At 71.5% G+C, this 26,059-nt stretch carries 22 protein-coding genes and 1 pseudogene; 14 read left to right on the top strand and 9 right to left on the bottom strand.

Going from position 1 to position 26,059, the window contains the following annotated elements:
- Window positions 1-4: 4 nt before the first annotated feature.
- Window positions 5-506, bottom strand: a pseudogene (locus AB0I71_RS05960) (cation:proton antiporter regulatory subunit).
- 31 nt (window positions 507-537) lie between these two features.
- Between AB0I71_RS05960 and AB0I71_RS05955 the strand changes: the two are divergent.
- The 10 genes from AB0I71_RS05955 (at window position 538) to AB0I71_RS05910 (ending at window position 10,408) form a co-directional block, all read left to right on the top strand.
- Window positions 538-1,659: a hypothetical protein gene (locus tag AB0I71_RS05955; protein ID WP_357582126.1), complete on the top strand. Its 1,122-nt coding sequence runs from the start codon at window positions 538-540 to the stop codon at window positions 1,657-1,659.
- Window positions 1,660-1,754: 95 nt separating this feature from the next.
- On the top strand, window positions 1,755-4,346 hold the full coding sequence (clpB, locus tag AB0I71_RS05950; protein WP_357582125.1) for an ATP-dependent chaperone ClpB: 2,592 nt from the start codon (window positions 1,755-1,757) through the stop codon (window positions 4,344-4,346).
- Between the two features lie 62 nt (window positions 4,347-4,408).
- On the top strand, window positions 4,409-4,789 hold the full coding sequence (locus AB0I71_RS05945; RefSeq protein WP_357582124.1) for a hypothetical protein: 381 nt from the start codon (window positions 4,409-4,411) through the stop codon (window positions 4,787-4,789).
- A gap of 69 nt (window positions 4,790-4,858) precedes the next feature.
- Window positions 4,859-6,034 carry a hypothetical protein gene (locus tag AB0I71_RS05940; protein ID WP_357582123.1) on the top strand — a complete coding sequence of 392 codons (1,176 nt, stop codon included), beginning with the start codon at window positions 4,859-4,861 and terminating at the stop codon, window positions 6,032-6,034.
- 73 nt (window positions 6,035-6,107) lie between these two features.
- The gene (locus AB0I71_RS05935; RefSeq protein WP_357582122.1) at window positions 6,108-6,710 is read left to right on the top strand and encodes a DUF4178 domain-containing protein; all 603 of its coding nucleotides are present in this window, start codon (window positions 6,108-6,110) and stop codon (window positions 6,708-6,710) included.
- 127 nt (window positions 6,711-6,837) lie between these two features.
- Window positions 6,838-7,671 (top strand): hypothetical protein, encoded by an 834-nt coding sequence (locus tag AB0I71_RS05930; RefSeq protein ID WP_357582121.1) that lies wholly within the window; start codon window positions 6,838-6,840, stop codon window positions 7,669-7,671.
- A gap of 75 nt (window positions 7,672-7,746) precedes the next feature.
- Window positions 7,747-8,457 carry a hypothetical protein gene (locus tag AB0I71_RS05925; protein ID WP_357582120.1) on the top strand — a complete coding sequence of 237 codons (711 nt, stop codon included), beginning with the start codon at window positions 7,747-7,749 and terminating at the stop codon, window positions 8,455-8,457.
- An 8-nt stretch (window positions 8,458-8,465) separates the two neighbouring features.
- Entirely contained in the window at window positions 8,466-9,275 is an 810-nt protein-coding gene (locus AB0I71_RS05920; protein ID WP_357582350.1) for an SDR family oxidoreductase, read from the top strand.
- A gap of 167 nt (window positions 9,276-9,442) precedes the next feature.
- Window positions 9,443-9,973, top strand: a complete 531-nt coding sequence (pyrE, locus tag AB0I71_RS05915) for an orotate phosphoribosyltransferase (RefSeq protein ID WP_357582119.1) — start codon at window positions 9,443-9,445, stop codon at window positions 9,971-9,973.
- A 57-nt stretch (window positions 9,974-10,030) separates the two neighbouring features.
- On the top strand, window positions 10,031-10,408 hold the full coding sequence (locus AB0I71_RS05910) for a metalloregulator ArsR/SmtB family transcription factor (RefSeq protein ID WP_007454255.1): 378 nt from the start codon (window positions 10,031-10,033) through the stop codon (window positions 10,406-10,408).
- Between the two features lie 50 nt (window positions 10,409-10,458).
- Here the strand turns inward: AB0I71_RS05910 and AB0I71_RS05905 are convergent, their stop codons facing one another.
- From AB0I71_RS05905 to AB0I71_RS05885, 5 genes are all read right to left on the bottom strand, one after another.
- Window positions 10,459-11,394, bottom strand: coding sequence for a DUF368 domain-containing protein (locus AB0I71_RS05905; RefSeq protein WP_357582118.1), 936 nt, complete (start codon window positions 11,392-11,394; stop codon window positions 10,459-10,461).
- Window positions 11,395-11,490: 96 nt separating this feature from the next.
- Entirely contained in the window at window positions 11,491-14,016 is a 2,526-nt protein-coding gene (locus tag AB0I71_RS05900) for a polynucleotide kinase-phosphatase (RefSeq protein WP_357582117.1), read from the bottom strand.
- Window positions 14,013-15,446, bottom strand: coding sequence for a 3' terminal RNA ribose 2'-O-methyltransferase Hen1 (locus tag AB0I71_RS05895; RefSeq protein ID WP_357582116.1), 1,434 nt, complete (start codon window positions 15,444-15,446; stop codon window positions 14,013-14,015). Before AB0I71_RS05895 ends, AB0I71_RS05900 begins: the two co-directional genes overlap by 4 nt.
- A gap of 351 nt (window positions 15,447-15,797) precedes the next feature.
- Entirely contained in the window at window positions 15,798-17,372 is a 1,575-nt protein-coding gene (locus tag AB0I71_RS05890) for an LPXTG cell wall anchor domain-containing protein (protein WP_357582115.1), read from the bottom strand.
- 124 nt (window positions 17,373-17,496) lie between these two features.
- Entirely contained in the window at window positions 17,497-17,709 is a 213-nt protein-coding gene (locus AB0I71_RS05885) for a hypothetical protein (RefSeq protein ID WP_155217127.1), read from the bottom strand.
- A 166-nt stretch (window positions 17,710-17,875) separates the two neighbouring features.
- On the opposite strand from AB0I71_RS05885, the gene AB0I71_RS05880 reads away from it, so the two are divergent.
- Together AB0I71_RS05880 and fbaA are read left to right on the top strand one after the other, a co-directional pair.
- On the top strand, window positions 17,876-18,259 hold the full coding sequence (locus AB0I71_RS05880) for a phage holin family protein (RefSeq protein ID WP_357582114.1): 384 nt from the start codon (window positions 17,876-17,878) through the stop codon (window positions 18,257-18,259).
- Window positions 18,260-18,416: 157 nt separating this feature from the next.
- Window positions 18,417-19,442, top strand: coding sequence for a class II fructose-bisphosphate aldolase (gene fbaA / locus AB0I71_RS05875; protein WP_357582113.1), 1,026 nt, complete (start codon window positions 18,417-18,419; stop codon window positions 19,440-19,442).
- 57 nt (window positions 19,443-19,499) lie between these two features.
- Here fbaA and AB0I71_RS05870 read toward each other — a convergent pair whose 3' ends face one another.
- Window positions 19,500-20,747, bottom strand: a complete 1,248-nt coding sequence (locus AB0I71_RS05870; RefSeq protein WP_357582112.1) for a hypothetical protein — start codon at window positions 20,745-20,747, stop codon at window positions 19,500-19,502.
- A 251-nt stretch (window positions 20,748-20,998) separates the two neighbouring features.
- Between AB0I71_RS05870 and AB0I71_RS05865 the strand changes: the two genes are divergently transcribed.
- Entirely contained in the window at window positions 20,999-21,427 is a 429-nt protein-coding gene (locus AB0I71_RS05865) for a DUF3151 domain-containing protein (protein ID WP_357582111.1), read from the top strand.
- A 56-nt stretch (window positions 21,428-21,483) separates the two neighbouring features.
- Here the strand turns inward: AB0I71_RS05865 and AB0I71_RS05860 are convergent, their stop codons facing one another.
- Together AB0I71_RS05860 and AB0I71_RS05855 are read right to left on the bottom strand one after the other, a co-directional pair.
- Window positions 21,484-23,469: a chromosome partitioning protein gene (locus AB0I71_RS05860; protein ID WP_357582110.1), complete on the bottom strand. Its 1,986-nt coding sequence runs from the start codon at window positions 23,467-23,469 to the stop codon at window positions 21,484-21,486.
- 75 nt (window positions 23,470-23,544) lie between these two features.
- Window positions 23,545-24,543, bottom strand: a complete 999-nt coding sequence (locus tag AB0I71_RS05855) for a hypothetical protein (RefSeq protein ID WP_357582109.1) — start codon at window positions 24,541-24,543, stop codon at window positions 23,545-23,547.
- Between the two features lie 125 nt (window positions 24,544-24,668).
- On the opposite strand from AB0I71_RS05855, the gene AB0I71_RS05850 reads away from it, so the two are divergent.
- Window positions 24,669-25,958 (top strand): adenylosuccinate synthase, encoded by a 1,290-nt coding sequence (locus tag AB0I71_RS05850; protein ID WP_357582108.1) that lies wholly within the window; start codon window positions 24,669-24,671, stop codon window positions 25,956-25,958.
- Window positions 25,959-26,059: the final 101 nt, after the last annotated feature.

Raw genomic sequence — 26,059 nt, 5'->3', positions numbered from 1 at the left:
GGCCTCAGCCGGCCGGGTCGTCGGCGGCGAAGATCGCGTTGGCCCCGTCCAGACCCTGCCGGTTGCCGACGATGACCAGCACGTCGCCCGCCGCGAAACGGAAGGTGGGCTCCGGCGAGACGATCACCTCGCCGGAGCGCAGGATCGCCACGATCGAGGCACCCGTGCGGGTGCGTACCTTGGCGTCGCCCAGGGGCCGGTTGACGTAGGTGGAGGAGGCCGGGACGGCGATCTGCTCGGTGAGCAGCCCGGCGGCCTGCTCACGTAGCCCGGAGAGCTGTCCGAGGATCAGCGACGCACCGAGGATGTCGGCAAGCGCCTCCGCCTCGTCGTCGGTGAGCGGGATGTCCGCCGAGCAGCCGTCCGGGTCTTCCCGGGTCGTACAGGACGAGATCCCGGCGGCCGCTGCGATGGGAGACGACCCCCAACCGTCGGCCGGATTCCGTCATCATGTCATGACGTACGCCGATTCCCGGTAAGGCCGTCTGTTCGACACGTACTCGCACGCGCTCAGGCTACTCTCGCGTCGGAGGCCGAATGACCACGCGTCAGGCCCGCACTCTGCCCCTGTTCGCGCTGGTGATGACACTCGCCAGCTGTTCGATCGGGGACGTGCGTCGGACCGCGCCGGCACCCGAGCCGACGGTGTCGGACAGTGCCTCCCCGCCGCCGCCGGTCCCAAGGCCCGTCGCGGAGACCCGCACTACCCGTCTGGCGGTACCCGAGCGGTACGACCCGGCGTACGTCGAATTCGTCGACGCCGAACGCGGGTACGCCCTCTTCGCCACCTGCGACGGCCGCCCGCCCGGTGGCCCGGACTGCCCCGCCCTGCTCTGGTCGACCCGTGACGGAGGCCGGTCCTGGCAGTCGCTGCGCCACCCGAAACCGGTGGCGGAGAACCAGCAGTTGTACGCCACCATCGACGTGCTCGCTCTCTGGGCCGAACCGCACGGCTGGTGGACCTCCACCGACGGCGGCGAGACCTTCCGGCGCAGCCCGGGAGAGGCGGCCCCAGCCGAGTGGCAGGAGGCCCAGGGACGGTTCCAGGTCATCGAGGAGTCGGGCAAGGTGGGGCGTTGGGACGCCGGTGTGTTGCGTCCGCTGCCCAACCAGCCGCCGGTTCCCGTGGTGCAGACGGTCACCGACGGCGGTCCGCGCGGCGTCGGTTCGTCCCACCATCCCGTCATCGTGGCGGGGCTGACCGAGGACGGCAGCCCGTCGGTCGCGTCGTCGTGGGACGGCGACACCTGGGAGCGGGGAAGGGTCCCGCCACCCGAGGGCGAGATCGGTGTGCTGCGCGCGGCGGTCACCCCGAACGAGGTGTGGTTGATCGGCGAGCGGCCCGACCGGACGAGCTTCCCGGCGCTGTGGCGGCTCACCAACTTGACCGACTGGTCCAGGGTGCCGGCGGAGGGCCATCCGGATTCGGGGCGGGTGGTGCCACTGGGCAGCAGTACGGCGGCGGTGATCAGTCCACGGGGCGCGGGGGCGGTGATCGGCGACCACTACCTGGACCTGCCCTGGCCGGTCACCGCCGAACACTCGCTGCGGGTTCTGTTCGACGGGACGCTGTTCGCGGCCGCGCCACAGGGGGTCCTGCTCGGTACCGGTGAGGTCGCCGAACGGACCTGGGTGGCCGTGAACCTGGAGACCGACTGAAATGATGTGACTCACATCACGACTACAAGGTTGAGTGGAATAGGCTCAACTCTGGTTCTGTCGGTATCAGTGGACACACCGATCCAGGGGAGCCCATGAACACCGAACGCCTCACCACCAAGAGCCGCGAGACCATCACCGGCGCCGTCGCCCTGGCGAACCAGCGGGGGCACGCCACCGTGGAGCCGTGGCACCTGCTGCTGTCGCTGCTGGACACCGAGGGCTCGACCGCTGCCGGCCTGCTGCGCGCTGTCGGAGCCGACCCGGCCGAGCTGCGCCGGGCCACCCAGCGGGCCGTGGACGCGCTGCCCGCCGCGCGGGGCTCCAGCATCGCCGAGCCGACCCTGGCCCGCGAGTTCGTCAACGCCATCGGTGCCGCCGAGCAGATCGCCCGCCCGCTGGGTGACGAGTACACCTCCACCGAGCACCTGCTCGCCGGGTTGGCCCGGGTCGGTGGAGCCGTGTCCGCCGCGCTCAAGGCCGCCGGTGCCACCGAGGAGAGTCTGGTGGCGGCCTTCCCGACGGTGCGTGGCGGGGACCGCCGGGTGACCACCGCCGATCCGGAGCAGACCTACCAGGCGTTGACCAAGTACGGCGTGGACCTGACCGCGAGCGCGCGGGACGGCAAGATCGACCCGGTGATCGGCCGGGACTCCGAGATCCGCCGGGTGATCCAGGTGCTGTCCCGGCGTACCAAGAACAACCCGGTGCTGATCGGCGAACCGGGCGTCGGCAAGACCGCGATCGTCGAGGGCCTGGCGCAGCGGATCGTCACCGGCGACGTGCCGGAGTCGCTGCGCGACAAGAAGCTGGTCTCGCTCGACCTCGGCGCGATGGTGGCGGGTGCCCAGTACCGGGGCCAGTTCGAGGAGCGGTTGAAGTCCGTCCTTGAGGAGATCAAGAACTCGGACGGGCAGGTCATCACCTTCCTTGACGAGCTGCACACGGTCGTGGGCGCCGGCAAGGGTGAGGGCTCGATGGACGCCGGCAACATGCTCAAGCCGATGCTGGCCCGTGGTGAGCTGCGCATGGTCGGCGCGACCACGCTCGACGAGTACCGCGAGCACATCGAGAAGGACCCGGCGCTGGAGCGCCGCTTCCAGCCGGTGCTTGTCGGTGAGCCCACCGTGGAGGACACCATCGGCATCCTGCGCGGGCTCAAGGAGCGCTACGAGGTGCACCACGGCGTACGCATCACCGATGCCGCGCTGGTCGCCGCCGCCGCGCTCTCCGACCGGTACATCACCGACCGGTTCCTGCCGGACAAGGCGATCGACCTGGTCGACGAGTCCGCGTCCCGGCTGCGGATGGAGATCGACTCCCGGCCGGTCGAGGTGGACGAGATCGAGCGGGCGGTGCGCCGGCTGGAGATCGAGGAGATGGCGCTGGCCAAGGAGCCGGACGCGGCGTCCGCCGAGCGGCTGGAGCGGCTACGCAAGGAGCTGGCCGACAAGCGCGAGCAGCTCACCGCCCTCTCCGAGCGTTGGCAGCTGGAGAAGAGCCACATCACCAAGCTCTCCACCGCCAAGGAGGAACTGGAGCGGCTCGGTGGCGAGGCCGAGCGGGCCGAGCGCGACGGCGAGCTGGAACGCGCCGCCGAGCTGCGGTACGGCCGGATCCCCGCCCTGAAGGCCGAACTGGCGACCGCCGAGGAGGAACTGGCCGGGCTCCAGTCCGCCGGTGCGATGCTCAAGGAGGAGGTTGGCGCGGACGACATCGCCGCGGTGGTCGCCTCCTGGACCGGCATTCCCGCCGGCCGGCTGCTGGAGGGTGAGACCGCCAAGCTGCTGCGGATGGAGGAGTCGCTGGGCGGGCGCGTGGTCGGCCAGACCGAGGCGGTCGGCGCGGTCTCGGACGCCGTCCGGCGGGCCCGTGCCGGAGTGGCCGACCCGGACCGCCCGACCGGGAGCTTCCTCTTCCTCGGCCCGACCGGCGTCGGCAAGACCGAGCTGGCCAAGGCGCTCGCCGAGTTCCTCTTCGACGACGAGCGGGCGATGGTCCGCATCGACATGAGCGAGTACGGCGAGAAGCACTCCGTGGCCCGGCTGGTCGGTGCCCCACCCGGTTACATCGGTTACGAGGAGGGCGGCCAGCTCACCGAGGCGGTGCGCCGCCGGCCGTACTCGGTGATCCTGCTGGACGAGGTGGAGAAGGCCCACCCGGACGTCTTCGACATCCTGCTCCAGGTGCTCGACGACGGCCGGCTCACCGACGGCCAGGGCCGTACCGTCGACTTCCGCAACGCCATCCTCATCCTCACCTCGAACCTCGGCTCGGCGGTGATCAGCGACCTGACGCTGGCCGAGGAGCAGCGCCGCGAGGGCGTCCTGGCGGTGGTCCGGTCGCACTTCAAGCCGGAGTTCCTCAACCGACTCGACGACATCGTGGTCTTCGCCGCCCTGCACGGTGACGACCTGCGGGCCATCGTGGACATCCAACTGGCCCGGCTGCGCCGGCGGCTCGCGGACCGCCGGTTGACGTTGGACGTCACCGACGACGCCCGTGGGTGGCTCGCCGAGCACGGGTACGACCCGATCTACGGCGCCCGCCCGCTGCGGCGTCTGGTCCAGTCGGCGATCGGCGATCAGCTGGCCAGGGCCCTGCTCGCCGGTGAGGTCCGCGACGGCGACACCGTACGGGTGGACCTCCGGGACAGCAAGGACGGCCTGTCGGTCACGTCCAGCTGAACCGGTCGCACCGGGCCCGCCTCCGACGGGCGGAGGCGGGCTCCCCGGGCGAGGATGGAGACATGTTCGGGATGCGGCGCAAGAAGGAATCGGAGTTGGCGCGGGCCGTCGCGGAACTCGGCCACGCCAACACGCTGGCGTTCGGCGGGGTCGGGATCGCGGGCACGGTGCTGCCTGAGACCGAGGCGTACCAACGTGTCGCGGCGGCCGTGGCCGACCACCCGGAGGAGGTACGCGACCTGCTCGACCGGTTGCTTGCCGGCGGCGCCCCCGCTGGTCGGGTCTACGCCGCCACGCTGCTGGAGCGGCTCGACCCGGCGGCCGGACGGGCGGCCTGGACGACGCTGCGCGGTGACGAGGCTGAACTGAGCACCATGACCGGCTGCGTGATGGGAAGCACCACCGTCGGGGAGTACGCCGCCGAGCGACTCGACAAAGCATGATCCGTACGCCGATCGGGTCCACCCGAACGGCGCTGCCGGGGGTTGCGGCCGGTCCGTACCGTCCGCGGTATGACCGCGACCGCCGACGCACCGGCAGCCGTGCCCCCGCCCCGTCCGCCGCGTCCCGGCACCGTCACCGTGGCCTTCTGGCTGCAACTCGGCACCGTGCTGATCCTGCTCGGCCTGGTCGCCCTGGTGGTGATCGAGGCGGTCCAGTGGGATGCCGCGATCGACCGCGCCGTGCGGCTGGTGCCCGACGCGGACCCGGGCGAGGTACGCGCGGAGCGGTGGAGCAGCGTCACGATGGCGGCGGTGTTCGGGGTGCCCGCCCTGCTGCTGGCGCTCTGGCTGGGCCTGACCGCGCCCCGGGTACGCGCGGGCAGCAACACCGCCCGGACGATGGTCTTCGCGGCCGGTGGCGTGCAACTGCTGCTCTGCATCGTCCAGGGATGTCTCGGCGCGTTCCTGATCCCGTTCGGTCTGGCGTTCGCGGTGTCCGGCGCGCCGTACGTCGACGAGCCCTACGTCGACGAGTCGTACCCGGACGACGTGCCGCCGCCGGGCGACGACTTCTGGCAGGAGTCGGACTTCGCCGAGGCGCTCTACAGCCAGCCGAGCCCGTTCGACTACCTCTTCCCGCTGGCGGGCCTCGGCGTACTGCTGGTGTTCCTGCTCACCGCGGCGGTGGTGCTGCTGCTGGCGCTGCCGCCGGCCCACCGCTGGTTCGTACCCCGCACCGAGCCGGCAGCGGCCCGGCCGCCCGCCGGGGGCGACATCCCGAATTCCCACCTCGTCGGCTATCCCGTGCCGATGGGCTACCCCGCCTATCCCGCGCCACCCGGTGGTCCCGTGCCGCCGGGCGCCTATCCGACGATCCCCGGCTACCCGGTGCCGCCTGGATACCCGCCGTTGCCCGGACATCCGCCACTCGGTGCCGCCCCGCCGGTGTCCGGCTATCCGGTACCGCCCGGGTATCCGCCTGGTTATCCGCCGCCGCCCGGGTATCCGGTGCTGCCCGGGTATGGGGTGCCCGGTGCGGGGTATGCGGTGCCCGGGTATCCCGGGCCCGGTGGCGTGGGCGGCCCGGATCCGGCCGGGTATCCCCCGCACCAGGCGGGCTCGCCGACCGTCCCGGAGACGCCGCCGGCACCGGCTGCTCCACCCGCGTCCGACGGACCGGCCGCGCCCGGCGAGGGTGAGCAGGGCGGTGTCGGCTCCGGCGGACCGGATCAGGCGGACCGGTAGCCGGCTGGCGGGAGGGGCCACCTGCCCGGATCATGGTCGACGTCTCCGCTGAACCGTCTCGGGAGGTGACCGGGTGAACGGGACATCGGCGTACCTGGCGACCGGTTGCCTGGCCGGACTGCTCGTCGTCGTGTTCGCGCTGCGCTGGTGGCGCAACCGGTCAGCAGCGCCGGCAGGTCGGCAGCAGCGGTCCGGCGGCGGGCAGCGACGTGATCCCCGCCGCATCGAGGTCGGCGACCTCGTCGAGATCGGGGACGTCACCTACTCGGTGCGGGGCTCGATCCGCCTGGAGGAAGGCGAGTGGCGGTGGGCCGAGCACCTCCTCGACGACCTCGACGAGCACGGCGGTCGGCGTCGACTCTCGGTGGCGGAGAATCCCGGCTTCGAACTGGTGCTGTGGGAGTCGGCGCCCCGCGACGCCACCGTCACGCCCGGTGCGCCGGTGGTGGAGTCCGGCGACCGGCGCTACAGCTGGCACGAGTCCGGTCAGGCCCGGTACGTCGCTTCCGGGATCACCGAGCTGACGCCGAGCGGCACCATGCGCTACCACGACTACCGGGCACCGGGCGGGGCCCGGCTCACCTTCGAGGCGTACGGCGAGGCGGGCTGGGTGATGGCCCGTGGGGAACGGCTCGACAGTGACGCGGTGACCGTCCACCCGCAGAGCGGATCCTGAGCCGAACCACCGGCTCGTCCGATCGATCCCGACCGGGCGGCCGGTGACGCGCCCACCGCTCGGCGTCGCACCGTGCCGGAATGGCCCGTTGCCGATACGGTGAAGCGCGTTCCAGGAAGGGAGAAACATGGTCGATCCTCAGAACACCCCGGCCCGGTCGCGGCCGGGCGTGGTGACGATATCCACCTACCTGCTGTTGCTGTTCGCGATCTGCCAGCTGATCAGCGTGATCATCTCGTTGGCCACCATCGGTACCGTCCGCGAGGTGATGGAGGAGGCCTACCGGGACTCCACCGTCGAGGGGGCGCAGAACGTCGCCGACATCACGGTCGTCATCGGTGTCGGCACCGCCATCTTCCTGCTGGTGGTGGCCTTCGCGCTGTTCGGCCTGGGGCTGATGAACCTGCGGGGCAAGAACGGCTCCCGGATCGCCACCTGGATCGTCGGTGGCATCCTGTTCTGCTGCACCGGGTTCAGCCTGCTCAGCGGGTTCGCCGGCAACTTCAGCGCTCCCGGCGATTCCAGCGGTGACATGCCCAGCGGCGAGGAGATCCAGCGCCGGCTGGAGGATGCGCTGCCGAGCTGGACCACGCCGGTCAGCATCCTGCTCGGGGTGATCAGCCTGATCTCGCTGCTGACGGCGCTGATCCTGCTGGCGCTGCCGAAGGCCAACGAGTTCTTCCGCAAGCCGACCCAGCAGTGGGAGCCGCCGACGCCCGGCGGTGCTTACCCGAGCCAGCCCGGCTACCCGCCGGCCCCCGGCTACCCGGGCACCCCGCCGACCGAGCCCGGCTACCCGGGTACCCCGCAGCAGCCGACCGAGCCCGGCTACCCGACCACCGGGGCCCAGCCTCCGACCGGTGACCAGGGCAGCCCGCCGAGCGGGCCGAGCGGCCAGACCCCGCCGTCCGGCGGCCCGGACCAGCCCGGTACCCAGCCGCCCACCGATCGCCCCGGCTGACCTTCGGCGAGTAGGCACGACCGCGACAGTCCCTCCGAGTAGGTTGCTTCCCGACGCCTACCGGAGGGACTCGTCGTGTCGTACCCCGAACAGGCACCAGCCCGCCGGCCGGCCGCGGTCGTGCTGGCCGTGGCGACGCTTGTGGTGATGGCGCTCGGCGCGCTCGTGTACGCGGTGATCGGGCTCGCGTCCGTGCGCGGCACGGTGGACCGGTTCCGCGCGGCGGCCGGTGCCGAGGCCGACGCCGGTCAGGTCGACGCGGTGGCGGCGCTGTTGCGGGCCTCGGTCGTGGTGTCGGCGGTGCTGAGCATCATCGCCGGTCTGCTCCTCGTCGGCCTGGCGCTGGGACTGGCCACCCGTCGGCCTGCGGCCCGGGTGGCGACCTGGGTGGTCGCCGGGCTGGGCATGTGCTGCGGGTGTGGTGGGCTCGCCACCCTGATCGTGCAGCTCGCGGCACCGCTGGACTTCGGCGACGATCAGGCGACGGCCGAGTTGCTCGCCCTGGTGCCGGATGCCCACCCGTCCTGGTGGATTCCGCTCACCGTCGCCCTTTCGATCGCCCAGGTGCTCGGTTACCTTGTGGTAGCCGTGCTGCTGGCACTGCCCGCGGCCAACGCCTGGTTCCGGCGTCGGCCGGCACCCCAGCAGCAGGCATCCCCGTACCAGCCACCCACCCCACCGTTCGGACACCCACCGGCGGCACCCCCGTACCAGCCGCCGGCACCGCCGTACCAGCCCTACCCGCCGCCCGGGGCGCCGACGTCGCCTCCGTACCCGCCGAGGTGATGACGCCCGTGACGCCCGACCGGACGACAAGCGACCGTTGGGCGTTGATCACCGGAGCGACGGCGGGTATCGGGGCGGCGTTCGCCTCCCGGCTCGCCGCCGACGGATGGCACCTGGTGCTTGTCGCCCGCGACACGACCCGGCTGGCGGCCCAGGCAGCCGAGTTGACCGGCCGGCACGGCGTGGAGACCGAGACCATCACCGCGGATCTGTCCACCGACGACGGTTGTGCCGCGACCGAACGACGGCTGGCCGACGGACCACCTGTCGAGCTTCTGGTCAACAATGCCGGCATCAGCCTGAACAAGCCGTTCCTCAGGTCGTCCGTCCAGGACGAGACCCGACTGCTGCGGCTCAACGTGCACGCGGTGCTCCGGTTGACCCTCGCCGCGCTGGCCACGATGACCGAGCGGCGCAGTGGGGCAGTGATTAATGTCTCTTCCGTAGCGGGTTTCGGCGCGGTGATGCCGGGATCGACGTACTCGGCCAGCAAGGCGTGGGTCACCAACTTCAGCGAGTCCGTCGGGCAGTCCGCCCGTCCCTTCGGCGTACGCGTCATGGCGCTCTGCCCGGGCTACACCCGCACCGAGTTCCATCAACGAGCCGGCATCGACATGTCGAAAACCCCCGAATGGATGTGGCTCGACGCGTCGAATGTGGTCGACGAGGCCCTACGTGACCTGCGGAAAGGCAAGTTGGTAAGCGTCCCGTCGTGGAAGTACAAGCTGGCCGTGGCGGGGTTGCGCCACGCGCCGCGTCGGCTGCTCGACGTGGTCTCCCGGGACACCCGCGGCCGCATCGGCCGCGATCGTCGCTGACCGGCGACCGGGCGGCCGGCCGCCCACCGGTCAGGGTGACGTCACTCGATCCGTCAGCATGATCGACGTAGCGTAACCGGACATCGCCACTCATCTGTCCCCCGGAAGGGTTGACCAGGGTGGCCCGCACACGCGGTACACAGACTTGCGCAGTACCCTCTATCGCCATGGGGGACCACGACGACCTGCGTAAATTCATCTCCGACCTGGCTGTGGTCCATGGTCGGGTGGTGCTCTCCTCAGGGCGGGAGGCCGACTGGTATGTAGATCTGCGTCGCGTCACGCTGCATAACCAGGCGGCACCGTTGGTGGGTCGGGTGATGCGGGAGCTGACCGCCGACTGGTCGTACGACGCGGTGGGCGGGCTGACCCTGGGGGCCGACCCGATCGCCGCCGCGATGCTGCACGCCGCCGGGCGTCCGTTGGACGCGTTCGTGGTCCGCAAGGCGGGCAAGGCGCACGGGCTGCAGCGTCGGATCGAAGGACCCGATGTGGCGGGTCGTCGAGTGCTGGCGGTGGAGGACACCTCCACCACCGGTGGGAGCGTGTTGACCGCTGTCGAGGCCCTTCGCGAGGCCGGGGCCGAGGTTGTGGGGGTGGCGGTTATCGTTGATCGTGGTGCCGGCGACGCGGTGCGAGCCGCCGGATTGCCCTATCGGGCGGCCTATACGTTGGCTGACCTCGGCCTTGTGGCGTAAAAGTCTGCCGATTCGGATCTGCTGATATGCAGGCGGATCGATGCTGCTGGTGGAAGGATGGAATACGTGGGAACTGCGTTGGCCGAAATGACTATGCCTCAGATCTCGCCGCTTGCCGGCGAGCCGATCGAACGCGCCGACGCCGAGCGGCTGGCGGGGGTCCTCAAGGCCCTCGCCGACCCCGCTCGGCTGCGGCTGCTCAGCCTGATCCAGTCGGCACCCGAGGGCGAAGCGTGCGTGTGTGACCTCACCGCGCCGCTCGGCCTCTCCCAGCCGACGGTCAGTCACCACCTCCGAATCCTCACCGAGGCCGGCTTGCTGGAGCGGGAGAAGCGCGGTGTGTGGGCCTACTACCGGTTGGTCCCGAGCGCGATCGCCACGATCGCCGACCTGCTGACCCCGCCGCGTAAGCGGGCCACCAAAAAGGCTCGCTGAACCGGCACCGCTTGGTGGCCGCCCAGCCGGGCAGCCACCAAGCGGTGATGTCAGCGGACGTGCGGCGTCTCGTACGTCTCCTCGGTGAGGTCCCGGGCGGCCCGGCGCAGCCGGCGACGCTCGGCGATGATCATTGCCGTGACCACGGCGACCCCGACCAGGAACAGCGCCACAATGGACGGAACGTGGTCACCCGGTGCGTGCAGGGCGCGGTCCTCGGACTGCCACGGCCACAGCGCGCGCAGGCTGCCCAGGATGACGCCGGCCATCACCGCCAGGGTCATCCGGCGGTGCTGCTCAAGCAGCCACTGGAGCAGCTTGACGAAGAGTGCCAGGCCGATGACCATGCCCGTTGCGAAGATCGCCAGGTAGCCGAAGTCGCGGTCGTTGACGGCGCTGATGGTCGGCTCGTACAGGCCGACGGTCAGCAGCAGGAACGACCCGGAGACCCCGGGCAGCACCAGGGCGCAGACCGCGACCGCCGCCGCGAGCAGCACGACAAGCGGGTGCGGTTCGATGGTGGCCTGCGGCAGTCCGGTCAGCACGAAGGCCGCGACCCCGGCGACGACCAGAGCGAACACCTCCATCCCTCGCCACGGTTTGCCGACCATCGAGATCGGCACCAGCACCGAGGCGAGGACCAGCCCGAGGAAGAGTCCCCTGGTCTGCTCCGGATGGTCGACCAGCAGCGGTTCGAGCAGCTTCGCCGCGATCAGCAGGCCGGGCAGCATGCCGATCAGCAGCGGGATCACCACCTCCCAGTGCACCTGCCGAAGCTGGTGCCCCGCCCGCGTCCAGCCGCGTCCACGCGGGAGGTCGGACACCGCGTACCGCACCGTGTTCACCAGATGCCCGGCGGACGCGATGACCCGCTCGTAGACGCCTGTCACCAGCGCGATGGTCCCGCCGCTGACCCCTGGCACAGCCTCGGCAACGCCGATGGCCGCGCCGCGCAGGACGTGGCCTACCCGTTCGCCCAATGCCATGAAGATTCCGTTCCGTGAATCGCTCGATCACTGGCCCGTGTGGCGACCGCCACGGTCAATCAGGCTACCGGGGCGTCCGCCGCCCGCCCGACCAGGTCACAGCCGCGGGTCGACCGGCTCCGATTCGCAGGCCAGGATGGCGAAGACCAGCTCGTGGCGACGCCACAACGGGGCACCGTCAACCAGAGCGTCCAGCGCGGCCAGGCCGAGCGCGTGTTCGCGCAACGCCAGGCCCCGCTTGCGGCCCAGGGAACGGCGCCGCAGTGCGGCGAGTTGCTCCGGTTCGGTGTACTCCGGACCGTAGATGATCCGCAGGTACTCCCGGCCCCGGCACTTGATCCCCGGCTGGAGCAGCGAGCCACGCTCGCTACGGGCGGCCGGACCCGCGTACGGCTTGACGACCATGCCCTCGCCGCCGGCTCCGGTCAGCGCCAGCCACCAGTCGGTCGCCTCCCGTACCGAGTCGTCGTCGGACAGGTCGACGATCCGACGCCGGGTAGGCGTGAAGAACTCCGGGTCGGCCGCGCAGAGCCGATCGGCCAACGCCAGGTGCCAGCCGTGATCCCGGTCGCTGTAGCTGGCCTTCGCCCCGGCCAGCACCGCGAACGGCGCGAGTCGCACGCCGCGCAGCCCGTCGGTCGGTCCCACGTACGCCCGGTACGCCGCCGTGTAGGCCGACACGTCGTCGTGGCGGCGCGCGGTCCGGTCCCGTAGTTCGGTCACGTCCAGTCCACGACCGATCGCCGCGTCCAGCGTCGCCAACGCCACCGGCAGGCCGGCCCGGCCAGCCGCGCCGACCCCCGCGTACTGCTCGCGGATCAGGCCGGCGGCCTTTGCCGACCACGGCAGCAGCTCGCAGTCGAGCAGCAGCCAGTCGGTGGCCAGTTCGTCCCAGAGCCCGGCACCGGTCACCGCCACGCGCACCCGGTCCAGCAGCTCGGTGTCGAGCGGCTCACCGAAGAACGGCCGACCCGTACGGGTGTGCACCACCCCGCCGCCCGGCCCGAACGGGCCACCGTCCGGCTCCCGGCAGACCAGCACCACGGCCCGCGAGCCCATGTGCTTCTCCTCGCAGACGACCCGGTCCACGCCGGCCGCCCGGTAGTCGGTGAACGCCTCCGCCGGATGCTCCAGGTAGCCGTCCAACTCGGACGTCGAGCAGGGCGCCATGGTCGGCGGCAACCACACCAGCCGACGCGGGTCGACCGCGAAGCGGCTCATCACCTCCAACGCGGCTGCGGCGTTCTCCGCCGGCACGGTCAGCGAGCCGTACGCGTGCTCCACGTGCCGCCGACCGGTCACGTCGGTCAGCTCCAGCACCTCGTCGGGTCGGGCCGGCGCGGCGGTCAGCGGCCGGACCGGGGCGTACCACTCGCGCTCCGCCGGCACCGCGACCAGTTCCCGCTCCGGGTAGCGCAGCGCGGTCAGCCGGCCGCCGAAGACGCAGCCGGTGTCGATGCAGATGGTGTTGTTCACCCATTCCGGCTCCGGAGTGGGGGTGTGGCCGTAGACGACCATTGCCGAACCGCGGTACTCCCGGGCCCAGGGGTAGCGCACCGGCAGGCCGTACTCGTCGGTCTCGCCGGTGGTCTCGCCGTACAACGCGAAGGCGCGCACCCGCCCGGACGCCCGGCCCTGGTACTCCTCCTTCAACCCGGCGTGCGCCACCACCAGCCGGCCGCCGTCGAGCACGTAGTGGCTGACCAGTCCGTCGACGAAGGTGGCCACCTCGGCGGTGAACTCGGTGGGCTCCGCGTCCAGCTGCGCCAACGTCTCGGCCAGACCGTGGGCCACCTTGACGTTGCGGCCGCGCAGCTTCCGCACCAGCTTCTGCTCGTGGTTGCCGGGCACGCAGAGCGCGTGCCCGGCGGTGACCATGCCCATCACCAGGCGGAGCACCCCGGGCGAGTCCGGTCCGCGGTCCACCAGGTCGCCGACGAACACGGCGGTACGCCCCGACGGATGCGTCGCGTCCACCGCCCGGCCGGCGTCGTCGTGGTGCAGCCGCCAGCCCAACCGGGTCAACAGCGCCTCAAGTTCGGCCCGGCAGCCGTGCACGTCACCGACGATGTCGAAGGGACCGGTCAGCTCGCGCCGGTCGTTGAACAGCCGCTCGTAGCGGATCTCGGCGGTCTCGATCTCGTCGACACCGCGCAGCACGTGCACCTTGCGGAAGCCCTCCCGTGCCAGCTGGGCGTAGCTGCGCCGCAGGTCCCGGGACATCCGGGCCAGCACCTGCCGGCCGAAGGTGCGGTCGGACCGGGCCTCGGTACGCTCCCAGGCCAGTGCCTCCGGCACGTCCAGCACGATCGCCACCGGCAGCACGTCGTGTTCGCGGGCCACCCGGACCAGTGCGGCTCGGGCGTGTGGCTGGAGATTTGTCGCGTCGACCACGGTGAGTCGTCCACCGCGCAGCCGCTTACCGGCGACGTAGTGCAGTGCGTCGAAGGCCTCCGCCGAGGCGGACTGGTCGTTCTCGTCGTCGGCGACCATCGCCCGGAAGGCGTCGGAGGAGAGGACCTGGCTGGGCGTGAAGTGCCGGCCGGCGAATGTCGACTTGCCGGAGCCGGAGATCCCGACCAGTGCCACCAGGGCCAGCTCGGGGATGTCGAGGACGGTCATCGCGGTGCCTCCGCACGGGTGAACACGGCCAGTTGGGTGGGTGCTCCGACCTCCGGGTCGTCCGTACCGACGCCGTGCACCACGGCCGAGTAGCCGTACGTGGCGCCCACCCGCCGGACCCATTCGCCGAATTCGGCGCGGGTCCACTCGAAACGGTGGTCGGCATGCCGGAACGTGCCCGCCGGCAACCCCTCGTAGCGCACGTTGTGCTCCACGTTCGGCGTGGTCACCACGACCGTCGTCGGTCGGGCGTAGCCGAAGACGGCGTCCTCCAGGGCCGGCAGCCGGGGCGGGTCGACGTGCTCGATGACCTCCATCAGCACCGCCGCGTCGTAACCGCGCAACCGATCGTCGCGATAGGTGAGCGCGGACTGCCGGAGCGTGACGCGGGTGCGTTGGCGTTCCGGCAGCCGGTCCAGCCGCAGCCGCCGGGCGGCCAGGGTGAGGGCCTGGGCGGAGACGTCGGTGCCGACGATCTCGGTGAACCGGCGGTCACCGATCAGCGTGGCCAGCAGCGCACCCCCGCCGCAGCCCAGGTCCAGCACCCGGTGGGCGCCCGCGTCGACGAGCGCGGCGTGCACCGCCTCCCGGCGCAGGGCGGCCAGCGGAGCCTGGGGTGCCGACTCGGCCGGCACCGCGTCCGCCACCCCGTCGTCGACGGTCGGCTCGTCGGTGGGTCGCTGGGCGTCCAGCCGCTCCAGTGCCTGACCTGCCAACGCCCGCCGGTGCGCCAGGTAGCGGCGGATGATCAGCCCACGCTCGGGGTGGTCGGCCAGCCAACCCGAGCCGGCCCGCAGCAGCTTGTCCACCTCGTCCGGGGCCACCCAGTAGTGCTTCGCGTCGTCCAGCACAGGCAGCAGCACGTACAGGTGGTTGAGCGCGTCGGCCACCCGCAGCGTGCCGGTGAGGGTCAGGTCCACGTAACGGCTGTCGCCCCACTGCGGGTGCAGTTCATCAAGCGGGATGGCGGTGGCGGTGACCGCCCAACCGAGCGGGCCGAACACCCGGGTGGCCACGTCGGCGCCGCCACGGCAGCGCAGCACCGGAACCCGGACCTCCAGCGGGATGCCTCGGGCGGCCAGCTCGGGACGCTCCTTGGACGCACCCCGCAGCGCCGAGCGGTACACCTTCGACAGCGCCGAGGCGAGCAGGCTGGACGCGGCGTACGGCCGGTCGTTGACGTACCGCCCGAGAGTGAAACTTTCCGGCGTCGTGGTCGACTTCCGGCCGCGACCCCGGGCGGCGGCCAGTTTCAACGGGTCGACGTCGAGCAGGAGCGCGGCCGTGCAGCGCTGCTCGTCTGCCTCCGGGTAGAAGACGTGTGCGGTGCCGACGGGCACGTCGAAGGTGTGCACCCGGTCGGGGTGCTTGATCAGCAGGTGACCGAGATCCGTCGCCGGCTGGTGCGTGGTGGTGAGGGTGAGCAGCACCCGCCCATGGTGTCAGCTCTCTCGATCTTGCGCCGTCCTGTTTTTCGGTGGTTGCGGCGGGGTTTGCGGGGCAGCCCCACCCGCTCCGGGCGGTCAGGCTTGATCCCTGCGCGGGTGGGGCTGCCCCGCAAACCCGTCGGGGTCCGGCTTTCAGCGGCAGTGCCGGCTTTCAGCGGCGGCGAGGGCTGGTGGGGTGGGCTCGGCGGCGGGGACGGGGACGGGACGGTGGCGAAAGTGGGAGGTGGCCGGGGTGGGGACAACTGGGACGTGAATGGTGGCGGGGTGGAAAGGGGGGTGCCCCGCCGAGGTGGTCGGCGGGGCACCGGTGGTGCTGTCGGTTACCGCGTGGAGTTACGCGGTGAAGTGGGTACGGCGGCGACGGGCCAGCACGAAGCCGGCCGCACCGGCGGCGAGCAGCACGCCGCCGACGCCAGCGATCAGAGCGGTGTCGGCGCCGGTGATCGGCAGCTCGCCACCGTCACCGCCGTCGCCGCCCTGGCCGCCGCTCGGGTTGACGACGAGCTTGGCGATGTCGTTCGCCGGCTTCAGGTCGGCGTAGAAGCCGCCGTCGCACTGGCAGGCGACGTTGACCTTGACGTCGCCGGTGGCGTTCGCGACGACCTTGTCGATCCGGAGCCCGAACTCCATGGTCTCCTCGTCACCGGCCTTGATGAACCAGCTGGCGTAGCAGCGGTACAGGCGGGCGCCCGGCTCACCCGGCTCGCCCCACTCGTTCTCGCCGCGCACCGGGGAGCAGTTGTCGGGCACCTTTACCGCGCTGGTGCCGTCCGGAATGCCGACCTGCATGTAGGTGACCGAGGACCCGGAACGGCCGTAGTCCAGGGTGGCCGGGCCGTTGTTGCGGAAGCCGACGGTGGCCACCACCTCGTCGCCCTTCGCACCGGAGACCTCGTCGCCGACCGCCGCCAGGTCGGTGCTGTTCTTGCCGGTGACCGTCACCGCCAGACTCGACCAGTTGTTGTCCGGCTGGGTGTCCGCCTGGAAGCTACGCGCGGCGATGGTCGGACCGGCCTCGTCCAGCAGCAGCTTCCCGCCGGTGCCCGGCTTGCCAGTGGTGGCACCGCGGCTCTTCACGTACGCCTCGTAGTCCTCGAACTCGGCCGGAGTCATCCAGAGGATCTCGCCGTAGTCGAAGCCCGGCGCGAATGCGTCCTTGGCGATCCGGTAGGCGAGGGTGGCGACGTAGCTGGTCCGCGGCTCCAGCGGGCGGTCGAAGTGGCAGGCGCGCAGGAAGGTGCCCTCGTAAGTGCAGTTGGTGTACTGCTTGGCGGGCTGGATTCCGTAGTCGTTGTAGAAAACGGCGACGGCGCCCTTGGCGACCGTCTCTCCCGGGTTGCCGACCCGCAGCGGCATGGTGAACGCCGAGCCCGGCTTGCCGGAGCGTTCCGTCTCCGGGCCGGCGGCCAGGTCGACGCCCTCACCGATCCGTACCCGCGCCTCGTGGGTCACCGCCGCGTAGCCGGTGGCGCTGAGGCTCACCTTGACGGTGCCCTCGTCGCCGTCCTTCGCGTCTGCGGTGGGCGCGATGACCACCGAGTAGAGGCCACCGAAGCCGCCCTCGTACAGCTCGACCTCGAACGGATCCGTGCAGACCAGGACGTTCGGCTCGGGCGTCGAGCAGTAGCTGGAGTCACTTTCCGACGTCACGGTGGCCTTGCCCGCGAGGTCGGTGAAGTCGTAGCGCACGGTGAGGTCGTGCACCACCACCGTGGAGGAGGCGAACAGGATCGGACTGTCGATCTTTCCGGGCGAGCCAGCGGCGATTGTGGTGTCGCCGAAGTAGACGCCCAGGGAAACCTCAGCCTCCTCGGCCGAGGCGGGGGTGGCGGGGGCGGCGACGGCGGCGATCAGCGCGCCGGCCACGCCCAACCCGGCCAGCCAGCGCCGGGTGGAATGGGTGAGCATGAAGGGGGTCCTCCCGTGAGGGGTGCGGGTGAAGCCCCCGGATGCTAAGGAATCTTTAAGTTCCTCGCTGTCCGTGCCGACCGTGCCGGGCGAAGTCCGGCCGAAAGGTTGACCAACCGGTAGGTCAGCGGTAGTCGTCCTCGTCGGCGCCGACCACGCGAGCCTGTTCCATGGCGTCCCAGTCGTCGACCTCCAAGCCGCGGTGCGGCTCGACCTCGACCTGGCTCGGGTCGACCACGGCGGCCTGCTCGACGGCGTCGGCCGGCTCGGCCTCCAGATCGCGCTCCTCCGGGCTGAGGTGGTCGCCGGGGGCGAAGTCCTCGTCGGGCTGGCCCATTCGATGCCTCCGGGATGTCGCGGACGGGTACCCACCCACCGTACGGGGTGTGCCGGCGCAGTGCTGGGAACCGGCCGGCCACCGAGCCGCTGAGGGTACGCGGTCGTCGCAGCCGAGTCGGCCGAATCGACCCACCGGCGACTGTCGCCGGTGCCAGGATGGTGCCGTGGGCTTCCTCATCCGGCTGGCGGCGACCGCCATCGCACTGTGGATCACCACGCTTGTCGTGCCCGGCGTCGAGGTGACCGGGCGCACCGGTTACGACACGGCGTTCACCCTGGTCATCGTGGCGTTGATCTTCGGTCTGGTCAACGCGGTGCTCAAGCCGGTCATCAAGGTCGTGGGTTGTGTCTTCTACCTGCTGACCCTCGGCCTGTTCGCACTTGTGGTCAACGCCCTGTTGTTCCTGCTGACCGACTGGATCGCCCGGGCGCTCGACCTGCCGTTCCACGTGGACGGCTTCTGGGCGGCCTTCTGGGGAGCCATCGTGATGGCGGTGGTCACCTGGCTGATCAGCGTGGCGGTGCCGGATCCAGCGGACCGGCGGTGACCCGGCCCGGTTGTGTCCGTCCGGTTCCGCTACGGGATACTGCCCGCGGAGGACAGCGCGGTCCGGCGCATCAAGGTAGAACAGGCGGCCGCACGGCCGGGCCCCTACGGAGAACAGCGGCCGTACGGCCGACAGCGGCAAGTAAGGAGCGTTCGACATGCCCATCGCTTCCCCCGAGGCTTACGCCGAGATGCTGGATCGCGCCAAGGCCGGCCGGTACGCGTACCCGGCGATCAACGTGACGTCCTCGCAGACGCTGAACGCGGCGCTCAAGGGCTTCGCCGACGCGGAGAGCGACGGCATCATCCAGGTCTCCACCGGTGGCGCGGAGTACCTCTCGGGCCCCTCGATCAAGGACATGGTCACCGGCGCGGTGGCGTTCGCCGCGTACGCGCACGAGGTGGCCAAGAAGTACCCGGTCAACATCGCCCTGCACACCGACCACTGCCCCAAGGACAAGCTGGACAAGTTCGTCCGGCCGCTGATGGCGATCTCCCAGGAGCGGGTGAAGGCCGGCCAGGAGCCGCTGTTCCAGTCGCACATGTGGGACGGATCGGCCGTGCCGGTGGCGGAGAACCTGGAGATCGCGGCCCAGCTGCTCGACGAGGCGGCCAAGGGCAAGATCGTCCTGGAGATCGAGGTCGGCGTCGTCGGTGGCGAGGAGGACGGCGTCGAGAACGCCATCAACGACAAGCTCTACACCACCGTCGAGGACGGCCTGGCCATGGTCGACGCGCTCGGCCTGGGCGAGAAGGGCCGCTACATGGCGGCGCTGACCTTCGGCAACGTGCACGGCGTCTACAAGCCGGGCAACGTCAAGCTGCGCCCCGAGGTGCTCAACCAGATCCAGGAGGCGGTCGGCGCCAAGTACGGCAAGGAGAAGCCGCTCAGCCTGGTCTTCCACGGCGGCTCCGGCTCGCTGCTCTCGGAGATCCGCGAGGCGCTCGACTACGGCGTGGTGAAGATGAACATCGACACCGACACCCAGTACACCTTCTCCCGTCCGGTCGCCGACCACATGTTCCGCAACTACGACGGCGTGCTCAAGGTCGACGGCGAGGTCGGCAACAAGAAGATGTACGACCCTCGGGTGTGGGGCAAGGCCGCCGAGACGGGCATGGCCGCCCGGGTGGCGGAGGCTTGCGAGCACCTGCGCTCCACCGGCACCACGATGACCAAGTGACGTCCTGACGTCGCGATGACGGCGGCCGGTCCCGTTCGCGGGGCCGGCCGCCGTCGTTCACCGGGTCAGCAGGTGGACGGCCTCGTGCACGTCGTCGGTCAGGTGCACGGTGTCCGACAGGTCCCCGAAGGGTGAGGTGGCCAGCAGCGGACGCAGCAGCAACTCCACAGGCAGGTCCTTCGTCCAGTACGCGCGGTCCAGGAAGACGTACGCGCCGCTGACCCCGTCGGTGCCGTAGTAGGTCTTGGTGGCCGCCTGGAACACCTCCTGGACGGTGCCTGCGCGGCCGGGGGCGAAGACGATGCCGCCCCGGGCCAGCCGTAGAATCGTGTCCTCCCGGATCGCGTTGGAGAAGTACTTGGCGATCCGGCCCGCGAACAGGTTCGCCGGCTCGTGCCCGTACAGCCAGGTCGGCACGGCGAGTCCACCACAGCCGGCCCAGTCCAGGTCGCCGGTGGTCAGCGCGGCCGAGTCCGCCCGGTAGGCGGTCACCGGCTCGGTGCCGTTCACCGGCGGCGTGACCGACCGCCCGAAGAGTTCCCGTACCCGCAGCGCCGCCGCTGTGTAGCGGTCGTGATCGGTGTAGTCCGGCGCGGTGGCGAGCAGGTCGATGGCTGCGTTGAGGTCCTCGGCCGGTCGGGTCGACAGGTACGCACCCAGGTTGGCGGCCTCCATCACGCCCGGCCCACCCCCGGTGACCACCAGCCGGTGTGCTCGCGCGAGTTCCCGGCCCAGCACCGCGGCCATCCGGTACGGCTCGCTGCCGCGGCGGACCGCGTGCCCGCCCATCACCCCGACCACCGACTGCGGCCCGTGGGTGGCCAGCCAGGCGCGGGTGGCGTCGGCGAGTGCGTTGTCCACCCCGTGGTCGTGCAGCCGCTGGCCGAGTGCCTCCCGGACGTCGGGCAGCGCCCCACCGTGGGCGCGGAAGTGCGCGTACACCCGGGTGTCGTACATCGCCGCGAAACCGCCCTCGGCGAAGCCGGCGGCGAGTTCCTCCGGGGTGTAGAGGTGGGACGGCTGGGTCGGGTACGGCAGCCCGGAGAACGGTGGCACCACGTTGGCGCCCCGACGGACCAGGTCGGCGCCGACCTGCCGGGAGGCGAAGCGGCAGCCGACGAAGAGCGTCCCGGCCACCTCGACCCCGGTGAGGTCGGGTACCGGCTCCAGATCCAGTCGGAGCCCCTGCACGGTGAGCCCGACCAGGCTGCCGGTGGTTAGCCGCCGGTCGAACTCCGCGCGGGTCTGGATCTCGTCCGTCCAGGTGTGCGGCTCGATGACGTCCGCGGGGGGTGGAGTCGGCATCGGGTCATCCTGCCGGGCCGGCGCAACGCCGTGGACACGACCCCGGACAACACCGGTCATGGGACGGGAGCCCGGCGGCCTGGCCGGGCTCCCGCATTTCCGGTTCCTGGGGAGGCTCCGGATCCATAGTTGTAGTGGATACGACCCGACGACGGCATGGGCCGCAGGCGTGACCGACCTCTCGGCCGTTCAGCCGACCGGCTCCCCCGACCCCCTCGCGGGCCGCCGTGCGAAGCGGGTTGAATGGGACGATGCAGAACCTCCTACCTGAGCCGCCCGCCACGCTCCTGCCCGCGCACGTCGAGGCCGACTCCGCGCTGGTCGCAGCCGAGCAGGCCGGCACCGACGAGGCGTTCGCCGAGGTGGCGGCCCGGTATCCGACGAACAGCGCGGCGTGGGCGGCGCTGGCCGCCCGGGCGTTCGCGCAGGGCCAGGTCGTGCCGGCGTACGCGTACGCCCGCACCGGCTACCACCGCGGCCTGGACCAGCTGCGGCGCAGCGGCTGGAAGGGGCATGGGCCGGTGCCGTGGTCGCACGAGCCGAACCGCGGCTTCCTGCGCTGCCTCTACGTGCTGTCCCGGGCGGCGGACGCCATCGGCGAGGCGGACGAGGCGGCCCGCTGCGCCCAGTTCCTCCGCGACTGCGATCCGGCCGCCGCCGACGCGCTGGCCAGCAACTGACCTGATGCGGTGTCGCCGACCCGGGTACGTCCGGGTCGGCGACGCGTCGACAGGGTCTACAGGCCCTCGGCCACCGAGGCGGCGATCTTGAGCCAGGCGTCCCGGGTGGCCGCCGAGAGCTGCGCGTACCGGAGCGGCTCGCCGGTGTCGATGAGCCGCTCGTACGGGGCCAGCAGCACCGCCCGGGTGCGGGCGGCGAAGTGCTCCTGGATCGCGGGCAGGTCGATCTCCTTGCGCGACGGCGGCATGGAGACCACCGTGACCGCCTGCCGGACCAGCCGTTGCCGCCCGCTCTGCTCCAGGTGGTCGAGCATCCGGGCGGCTGTCTCCGCCGAGTCGTTACGGGCGGACATGGTGACCACAAGTTGGTCGGTGGCGTCCATGGCGGCCTGCCAGTTCTGCGCCCGGACGTTGTTGCCGGTGTCCACGAAGATCAACTTGTAGAACCGGCTGACCACCTCACGGATCTCGCCGAACGCGGCGGCGGTGAGCATCTCACCACCGGTGGCCGACTCGTCGGAGGCGAGCACGTCGAACATCCCCTCGCCCTGCGAGCGGACGTACTGGGACAGGTCGCCGACCCGTCCCTGTGCGCCGTGGAACTGGCCGAGATCCCGCAGCAGGTCCCGCACCGTACGGGAATGGAAGTCCTGCTGGGCACGCATGCCGAGAGTGCCCTGCGTCTCGTTGTTGTCCCAGGCCAGTACGTATCCGCCGCGATTCTGACCGAAGGTCATCGCGAGCAGCAGAATGGCGACGGTCTTGCCGGCGCCGCCCTTCGGGTTGACCACTGTCACCTGCCGCAGCCCACCGAAGTTGCGGCGCACCATCTCGATGTCCCGCTTGCGTTCCAACTCGTGCCGCCCCGGCGGGAGCTTCACCAGACCCGTCTTGTTGACCACGGCACGGAGCCCGGTCGTCGCGACCGGGTCGGCGGGGCGGACCTGCCGGCGGCGGGCGAAGTCCTCGGCGGTGGGGGCGGCGCCTGTCTCCGGGGTCCAGGCCGGCTCCGCGTACCCCGACGGCACCCGTGACGTGGTGTTCGTCGGCGGGTACGGCTGCTGGGGTACCGGCGGTGCCACCGGCGGCGGGCCCTGCTGCCAGGGCGCGGGGTTCCAGGCCGGCTGCGGCGGGAACGGACCGGGGGGCGCTGCCGGGTACGGCGGCGCGACGGGCGGCTCGGGATCGGGCGGGGTGGGCCCGGCGTCCACCGGTTGCGGACCGGGTGGCGGGGCCGCAGGCGGCATGCCGGTATCGGGCGGCACGGGCGGCAGCGGCGCGCCGGGTTGCGGCACCGGGGCGCTGCCGTGGTGTGGCGTCGGAGCACTGCCGTGCGGTGGCACCGGAGCGCTGCCGTGCTGTGGCGTGGGCGGCGCGACGAAGGGGTACGGGCCGGGTTGCTGGGGCGTCGGCGGCAGCGGCTGCGGAATCGGTGGTAGCGGTTGGGCCGGCCCGGCCCAGGTGGGGCGGGACGCGTCTGCCGAGGTCTCGGCGGGTGCGGCCGAATCGGCACCGGAACGCTGCGGCGGATGCGCCCACGGCGATTCCGTCTGCGGACGGGGCACGGAGGGGGCCACACCGTTGCCGGCGTCGGCGGACACCTCGTCCGCCGGGTTCTGGGCCCCCGGGTCGGTCGGCCCACCGTCGCGGGCCGGTACGAGAGCGGTGGGCCGGTCGAGGGTGAAGGGCAGGTCCAGGTCGACCTGGGCGGGCCCGGGTTGCGGTGCCGGCTCCCAGCCGGTGGCGGTCGGTGCGCCACCTGTCAACGACGGATAGTCCGCGGGCGAGGGCGGTGCGCCGGGCGCGTGCGTCGGCCGTCCGGGCGGGTGCATCGGCCCTGCGTGCGGAGGGGGATCGGTCGGCTGCCCGGGCGACGGTTGTGCCGGCGGGGGTGGCACGGTCGGCGGCACCGGTGGCGGAGCACCCCACGTGGGCGCACCGAAGCCGTCGATCTGCTCCGGTGGCCAGAGTGGTTCGATGTCCCGTTCCGGCATCCCATGCTGGCCGGGCACGTGCACCCGGTCGGCGTTGTCGTCCACCACGGTGTCCTCCCCATTCCTCCTGACGAGGATAGGCCCAGCGGCCGACCCGGGCCTGCGGTGCGCCGGCCGGTCAGGTCAGGCCGTCCAGACCGCCCAGGCGCCCGGCTCGGTCCACCAGGACCGCTTGCGCGTCAGCTGCCCTGCCACGCCGTCGTCCAGGTACGGCAGCGTGGCCTCGTCCCGGGGCAGCACCGACGCGGCCCGGCCCCGGGCCCGCCGGACCTCCAGGCGTACCCGACGCCGACCCCACCGTGACCGGCCGACCACCGGCACGGCCACCGCCACCTCGACCAGCCCGTCGGCCGGGTCGGGCCCGGCGAGCAGTGCCACGTCGTCGAGGCGGGCGTACCCGCCCGCGTTGCCGATCGCGCAGGCGAGCAGCGGTTCGTCGCCGTTGGACAGCACGGTGTCGTCCACCTCCACCCGGCCGCGCCAGGGCAGCGGGGTGCCGTCCTCACCGGCGGCGCCGAGCAGTGCGCCGTCAAGCGTCACCGAGCCGCCGTCGTGGCGCAGCAGGTCGAGCCGGCGTGGCGTGCCGTCCAGCACCGCGGCGGCCACCGCCGCCGGATCGCGGGGCAGCCCGAGCTGCGCGGCGAGGTCACGGTGCGTCGTGCTGCGGGCCGGATCGAGCGGCAGCACGCCGACCGGTGGCAGGTCCGGCACGGTCCGGTTGCCGGCCAGGTCGGCTGGGCGGCGACTGGGCGGTGGCGCGTACCGCCGGACCATGCGGCGTAGCACGGCGCGCAACTGTGCGTCACCGGCGACGGCGACGACGAGCCGGGTCTTGGCGTCGGCGTCCGGCCAGGTGAGGCCGTCCGGTCGTGGCGGCCCGTCCAGCCGGGCCAGCACCTCGTCGATCTCCGCATCCGAGCGGGCGGTCACCGTCTCCACCCGGGCGCCCCGGGTGGTCAGCGCATCGGAGCAGGTCAGTACCGGTACGCGCGGCGTCTCGCAGCGTTCCTCGCGATCCTTGGTGGCGTCGGTGGCACCACCACAGCAGGCTCCGCCGCTGCCACACCCGGCTCCCGGAGCATCCCGCTCGGAGCCGAGGGTGAGCAGCACCACGTCGTACACGGGTAGCTCCTCCTGCTGTTCCCGACGCGACCCCTGCCGGCCGTGCCGTCACTACTTGTTAACCTGACACCCCGGGCTCGCTGACCGGTCGCCATCTGGCACCCGAGCCTTCTGGAGGCGAGAAGATGCCAGCGATCGTGCTCCTCGGCGCCCAGTGGGGCGATGAGGGCAAGGGCAAGGTTACCGACCAGCTGGGTGAGCGGGTCGACTACGTCGTCCGCTTCTCCGGCGGCAACAACGCCGGTCACACGGTGATCACCCCGGACGGGCAGAAGTACGCCCTGCACCTGATGCCGTCGGGCGCACTCTCCCCGAACGCCGTGATCGTCATCGGCAACGGTGTGGTGGTCGACCCCAAGGTGCTGCTCAGCGAGATCGACGGCCTGGCCGAGCGGGGTGTCGACGTGTCCCGGCTGCGGATCTCCGGCGACGCGCACCTGATCATGCCGCACCACCGGGCGCTGGACCGGGTGGTCGAGCGGTACCTCGGCAGTTCCCGGATCGGCACCACCGGCCGGGGCATCGGTCCCGCGTACGGCGACAAGGTGGCCCGGATGGGCATCCGGGTGCAGGATCTGCTCGACCCGGGCATCCTGCGCAAGAAGCTGGAACTCGCCCTGCGCGAGAAGAACCAGGTGCTGTTCAAGGTCTACAACCGCAAGGCGATCGACGTCGACGCCACCATCGAGGAGTACCTGGAGTACGCGGAGCGGCTGCGGCCGTACATCGCGGAGACCCGGGCGATGCTCTGGGACGCGCTGGACCGTGGCGACACGGTGCTGCTGGAGGGCGCCCAGGCCACCATGCTCGACATGGACCACGGCACCTACCCCTTCGTCACCTCGTCGAACCCGACGGCCGGCGGGGCGTGCGTGGGCACCGGCATCCCGCCGACTGCGATCACGAAGGTGATCGCGGTGAGCAAGGCGTACACCACGCGGGTCGGTTCCGGACCGTTCCCCACCGAGCTGTTCGACGACAACGGTCAGCACCTGCGCAAGGTCGGCCACGAGTACGGCACCACCACCGGTCGGGAACGCCGGTGCGGCTGGTTCGACGCGGTCGTCGCCAGGTACGCCTGCCGCCTCAACGGCGTCACCGATCTGGTGATCACCAAGCTGGACGTGCTCACCGGCCTGCCCACGGTCCCGATCTGCGTCGGCTACGAGATCAACGGCAAGCGCGTCGACGACATGCCGATGACCCAGACCGACTTCCACCACGCCGTCCCGATCTACGAAGAGCACCCCGGCTGGTGGGAGGACATCACCAAGGCGCGTACCGAGGACGACCTCCCCGAGAACGCCAAACGCTACATCGCCCGCATCGAGCAACTCTGCGGAACCCGCGTCAGCGTCGTAGGCGTAGGCCCCGGCCGCGAAGAAAACGTAACCCGCCACCCCCTCCTCCCCTAAAACCCCCACCCCCACCCCCCACCCTCCGCGTTGATCAAGAAGTTTTCGTCTGGAATCGAGCGCTGACTCGACGCAAACTTCTTGATCAACGCGGAGGGTGG

Origin of the sequence: Micromonospora sp. NPDC049891 (assembly GCF_040660295.1) — a bacterium.
GTDB lineage: Bacteria > Actinomycetota > Actinomycetes > Mycobacteriales > Micromonosporaceae > Micromonospora.
The sequence above is the reverse complement of the archived record's forward strand: the minus strand, read 5'-3'. Positions and strand labels throughout refer to the sequence as shown.